General features: G+C 74.8%; 4 protein-coding genes and 2 pseudogenes. 1 reads left to right on the plus strand and 5 read right to left on the minus strand.

The annotated features are described in order from the left end of the window. Positions 1 to 533: pseudogene (locus DLJ47_RS35700) on the plus strand (hypothetical protein); the annotation flags it as partial. A 121-nt stretch (positions 534 to 654) separates the two neighbouring features. Here DLJ47_RS35700 and thiC read toward each other — a convergent pair. The 5 genes and pseudogenes from thiC to thiS all read right to left on the minus strand — a co-directional run bounded on the left by thiC (position 655) and on the right by thiS (position 4994). Then, positions 655 to 2247 (minus strand): phosphomethylpyrimidine synthase ThiC, encoded by a 1593-nt coding sequence (gene thiC, locus DLJ47_RS11080; RefSeq protein ID WP_109899953.1) that lies wholly within the window; start codon positions 2245 to 2247, stop codon positions 655 to 657. A 17-nt stretch (positions 2248 to 2264) separates the two neighbouring features. Further along, entirely contained in the window at positions 2265 to 3053 is a 789-nt protein-coding gene (gene thiD, locus DLJ47_RS11085; protein ID WP_109899954.1) for a bifunctional hydroxymethylpyrimidine kinase/phosphomethylpyrimidine kinase, read from the minus strand. Between the two features lie 260 nt (positions 3054 to 3313). Then, positions 3314 to 3892 (minus strand): annotated as a pseudogene (locus DLJ47_RS11090) (thiamine phosphate synthase); the annotation flags it as partial. 125 nt (positions 3893 to 4017) lie between these two features. Beyond that, positions 4018 to 4797 carry a thiazole synthase gene (locus tag DLJ47_RS11095; RefSeq protein WP_109899955.1) on the minus strand — a complete coding sequence of 260 codons (780 nt, stop codon included), beginning with the start codon at positions 4795 to 4797 and terminating at the stop codon, positions 4018 to 4020. Then, positions 4794 to 4994, minus strand: a complete 201-nt coding sequence (gene thiS, locus DLJ47_RS11100) for a sulfur carrier protein ThiS (protein ID WP_088991902.1) — start codon at positions 4992 to 4994, stop codon at positions 4794 to 4796. Before thiS ends, DLJ47_RS11095 begins: the two co-directional genes overlap by 4 nt. Positions 4995 to 5246: the final 252 nt, after the last annotated feature.

Genomic DNA, 5246 nt, shown 5'->3' on the forward strand with positions numbered 1-5246 from the left:
CGCCCACGGCCGACCGGCCGGCCGCGCCGCGGTCCACCTGGCCGGTCGCACCGGCGTGGTCGGCGCCGGGCCGGCCCACCCCCGCCGCGCGGGACGAGGCGACCGGACCGGCCGTACCCGAGGAAACCAGCGGACACCGGCCCCGGCACCGCGCTCCCCTGCCCGACCTGGAGCGGGCCGCGAGCTGGGAGGCCCTCGCCACCGCCCGGCGCGCCGGCCCGACGGCGCCCGCGGAGGCCGCGCCGTCGGGACCGGCCGACGGCGAGGACGCGCCGACCGGTGGCGCGGCGGCCGGCGCGGGCGAGCAGAACGGCGGGCGGCTCCGCGGCCGGCTCGGGCTGTTCCGGCGCAACCGTGCCCGGACCACCGACGAGGGCGGCTCCGGCGAGGCCGAGGCGGAGCCGCTGGCGGCGCAGGACGAGGAGTACGTCGACTGGGTGGCCGGGCTGGGCCGCCCGCTGGCGGACAACGAGCCCGAGCAGGAGAGTGGCCGCCGCTCGCTGCGCTCCAGCGGCCGTCACCACCGCGACTGAGTCTTCTGGGTGCAGTTGTTGTCATTGGAGGGACAACAACTGCACCCACAAGACAGGTCACACCCGCCGTCGGTCTCCGAGCTGTCCGCGCCGACCACGGCCGGCTTCCGCCGGGGCGGGATCAGGCCAGCGGCAGGTAGACCCGGCCGCCCGAGGAGACGAACTCCGCCGACTTGTCCTTCATGCCGCGGGCCGCGTACTCCTTCAGCTCCTGGGTGATCTTCATGGAGCAGAACTTCGGGCCGCACATCGAGCAGAAGTGCGCCGTCTTCGCCGGCTCAGCCGGCAGCGTCGCGTCGTGGTACGACCGCGCGGTCTCCGGGTCCAGCGAGAGGTTGAACTGGTCCTCCCAGCGGAACTCGAACCGCGCCTTGGACAGCGCGTCGTCCCAGGCCTGTGCCCCGGGGTGCCCCTTGGCCAGGTCGGCCGCGTGCGCCGCGATCTTGTACGCGATCACGCCGGCCTTCACGTCGTCCCGGTCCGGCAGCCCGAGGTGCTCCTTAGGCGTCACGTAACAGAGCATGGCGGTGCCGAACATGCCGATCATCGCCGCGCCGATAGCGGAGGTGATGTGGTCGTACGCGGGGGCGATGTCGGTGGTCAGCGGACCGAGCGTGTAGAACGGGGCCTCGTGGCACCACTCCTGCTGGAGGTCCACGTTCTCCTTGATCTTGTGCATCGGCACGTGCCCGGGGCCCTCGATCATCACCTGCACGTCGTACTCCCAGGCGATCCGGGTCAGCTCGCCGAGCGTCCTCAGCTCGGCGAACTGCGCCTCGTCGTTGGCGTCCGCGATGGACCCGGGGCGGAGCCCGTCACCCAGCGAGAACGTCACGTCGTAGCGGGCCAGGATCTCGCACAGCTCCCGGAAGTTGGTGTAGAGGAAGTTCTCCTCGTGGTGCGCCAGGCACCAGGCCGCCATGATCGAGCCGCCCCGGGACACGATCCCGGTCACCCGGTCCACCGCCATCGGCACGTACGGCAGCAGCACCCCGGCGTGCACGGTCATGTAGTCCACGCCCTGCTCGGCCTGCTCGACGACGGTGTCCCGGAACACCTCCCAGCTCAGCTTCACCGGGTCGCCGCCGACCTTCTCCAGCGCCTGGTAGATCGGCACGGTGCCGATCGGCACCGGCGAGTTCCGCACGATCGCCTCGCGGGTCTCGTGGATCCGCTTGCCGGTCGACAGGTCCATCACCGTGTCCGCGCCCCACCGGGTCGCCCAGGTCAGCTTCTCCACCTCCTCGGCCACCGACGAGGTGACCGCGGAGGTGCCGATGTTCGCGTTCACCTTCACCAGGAACGCCTTGCCGATGATGGCCGGCTCGCACTCCGGGTGGTTGACGTTGAGCGGCAGCACCGCCCGCCCGGCCGCGATCTCGTCCCGGACGAACTCCGGCGTCATCCCCTCCCGGATCGCCACGAACTCCATCTCCGGCGTGACCATCCCGGCCCGGGCGTACGCGAGCTGCGTGGGCCGCTTCCCGGCCACCCCGGCCAGCGGGGTACCGGCACCCCGCACCGGGGCGACGTCCCCGCGCTCGGCGATCCACGGGCCGCGCAGCGGCGGCAGCCCCACCTCCGGATCGGCGCCCGGCCCCGAGGTGTCGTAGAGCCGCACCGGCGGGTTGTCCCCGGTCAGGTCCACCTCCGCGAACGGCACCCGCACATCCGGCCGGGACCCCTCCACGTACACCTTGCGACGTGCCTGCATGACAGCCTCCCTGGTGATCAAGCGGACCAGCCGAAATGGTCCAGCGGGCCGCGTCCCGCTCCCAACGTCCAGTCCCGCGCGCCGGACAGCCCGCGGGTCACGTACTCCTTCGCCGCCCGCACTGCCGCCGGCACCGGGTCGCCGAGCGCCAGCCGGACCGCGATGGCCGCCGAGAACGAGCAGCCGGTGCCGTGGTTGTGCCGGGTGGCCACCCGCGGCGCCCGCAGCAGCGTGGTCACCCCGCCGCCGTGCAGCACGTCGACCGCCTCGCCGTCGGCGTCCACGTCGCCGCCGGTCACCACCACGTGCGCCGGCCCGCCCGCGGCGAGCGCCTCGGCGGCGGCCACCATCTCCTCGACCGTGGTCACCGGGCGTCCGGTGATGGCCGCGGCCTCCGCGCAGTTCGGCGTCGCCACCTCGGCGTACGGCAGCAGCCGCTCGACGGCGGCGACCACGCCGAGCGCGTGTCCACTGGTCGCGACCAGCACCGGGTCGACGACCAGGTGCGGCAGCCGGCCGGCCCGGGCCGCTTCCGCGACCGCGTCGGCGACCGCAGGGCTGCCGAGCATTCCGGTCTTGACAGCCCGCACGTCGAAGTCGACCAGCACGCTCTCCAACTGGTCGGTGACGGTGCGCGGCGGCAGCGGCAGGACGGCGTCGACGCCCCGGGTGTTCTGCGCGGTGACCGCGGTGAGCACGCTGGTCCCGTACGCGCCGAGGGCGGCGAAGACCTTGAGGTCGGCCTGGATGCCGGCACCGCCCCCGGAGTCGGAGCCGGCGACGGTGAGCACGGTGGTGGGGGTCATCGTTCCTCTTCCGTGTCTCGCCGCTCGCGGGTCGTCGACGGCTGCGGCTGGCCGTTGGTGCTCGTCGTGGTCGCCGTTGAGGGCTGCGGCCGACCGTGCCCACTCCGGGCGGTCGGGTTTGGTCCCTCCGTGGGCACGGTCGGCCGCAGCCCCGTACCGGAGACCTCCGCACGTTCGTGCCGGCTGCGTCGACCGGTCGTGGCGGCCTCCGCGCGCCCCTGCCGGCTGGGCGGCACCCGCGTGACCGCCGCTTCGGCGGGTCTGGTCGGTGGGGCGGTCGCCTCCTGGAAGGCTCTGGTCAGGGTGGCGGCGGTTTCGGTGGGGTCGTCGGCACGCATGACGGCGCCGAGGACGGCGACTCCCGCCGCACCGGCCTCCATGCAGGCGTGGACGTGGCCCGGGGTGGCGATGCCGCCGAGGGCCAGGACGGGTACCGGGCTGGCCGCGATCAGCTTGGCGAGTCCGCGGGGGCGCAGGGGTGGGCCGTAGCCGGGTTTGGTGCTGGTGGGAAAGACGGGCGAGAGGGTGGCGTAGTCCTCTGTGCTGAGTCTGGCCAGCTCGGCCCGGTCGTGGCAGGAGCGGCCGACCAGGCCCAGCCGGGGTGGCGGGTACGGGCCGGCGGACGGCAGGTGCACGGCGTCGCCGTCGAGCGGGTCGGGGCCGGCGACGACCAGGGTGCCGCCGGCTTCGTCGAGGACGGCCCGCAGGTCGGTGGCGAGGGCGGCGCGCTCGGCGCGGGGCAGGTCCTTCTCCCGCAGCACCACCCAGCGCACTCCCCCGGCCACCGCCCCGGCCACCACCTCGACCAGCGGCCGCCGCGCCACCCGCCGATCGGTCATCAGGACCACCCCGTCGGGCACCCGGGCGCCGCCCGACGAGATCTTGGAGGAATCCGCCCCCTCCAGGGGCCGCTTCTTTCCAAGATCCGCCTTGGATGAACCAGCGGCCGGCTTGGGCGGCGCGGTCACAGGTCGGGCCTTCCCTCGTCGGAAGTGGAGGCGAGGGCGTGGAAGCGGCGGGCGATCCGGCCCGCGCCGTACGCCAACCGGCCGGCCTCGACGGCGAACCGCATCGCGGTGGCCATCGCCACCGGGTCGGCAGCCCGGGTCACCGCGCTGGCCAGCAGCACCGCGTCGCAGCCGAGTTCCATGGCCAGCGCGGCGTCGGAGGCGGTGCCGATGCCGGCGTCCAGGATCACCGGCACGTCAACGCTCTGCCGGATCAGCCGGATGTGGTGCGGGTTGGACACCCCCAGCCCGGAGCCGATCGGCGCGCCGGCCGGCATCACCGCCGCGCAGCCCACGTCGGCCAGCCGGCGCGCCAGCACCGGGTCGTCGCTGGTGTACGGCAGCACGGTGAACCCGTCGGCGACCAGTTCCTCGGCGGCGCGGAGCAGCTCGACGCCGTCCGGCAGCAGGGTGCGCTCGTCGCCGATCACCTCCAGCTTGACCCAGTCGGTCTCGAACGCGTCCCGGGCCAGGTGCGCCACCTTGACCGCCTCGCCGGCGGTGTAGCAGCCGGCGGTGTTCGGCAGCAGCCGCACCCCGCGCCGGTCGAGCAGCTCCAGCAGCCCGCCCGACCCGGCGGGGGTGGTGTCCACCCGGCGCAGCGCCACGGTGACCAGCTCGGTGCCGGACGCCCGGATCGCCTGCTCCAGCACGTGCAGGTTGGCCGCGCCGCCGGTGCCCAGGATCAACCGGGAGGTGAAGGGGACGCCGCCCAGTTCGAAGGTCACCACGCTCACCCGCCCTGGGCGGCGCTGAGCACCTCGACCCGGTCGCCGTCGCGCAGCACCGTCGCCGGCCAGCCGCTGCGCGGCACCACCTCGCCGTTGACCGCCACCGCCACGCCGCGCCGCTGCGGGGTGACCTCGTGGACGAGGTCGGCCACCGTGGCACCGCCGGGCACGGTCCGCCCGGCGCCGTTCACCGTCAGTTCCACCTGTCCTCCTCCGTCGTCTGCCGGTCGCCGCCGGCCGGCCCAACGTGGCGTCCGCCCTCGGCGGGCACGACCTCGTCGCGGTGGTCCACCGCCGGGCCAGGCCGCCCCGCCAACGCCTGACCCGACGAGCGGGCCGGCGACGCCTGACCCGACGGGCCGTCCGGCGACGCCTGACCCGGCACGCCGCCCAACGACGCCTGCCCCGATGGGCGGGCCGGCGACGCGTGCCGGGGTGGGTGGGCCGGCCCGCCC

This window comes from Micromonospora sp. S4605 (genome assembly GCF_003176715.1).
Taxonomy (GTDB): domain Bacteria; phylum Actinomycetota; class Actinomycetes; order Mycobacteriales; family Micromonosporaceae; genus Micromonospora; species Micromonospora echinaurantiaca.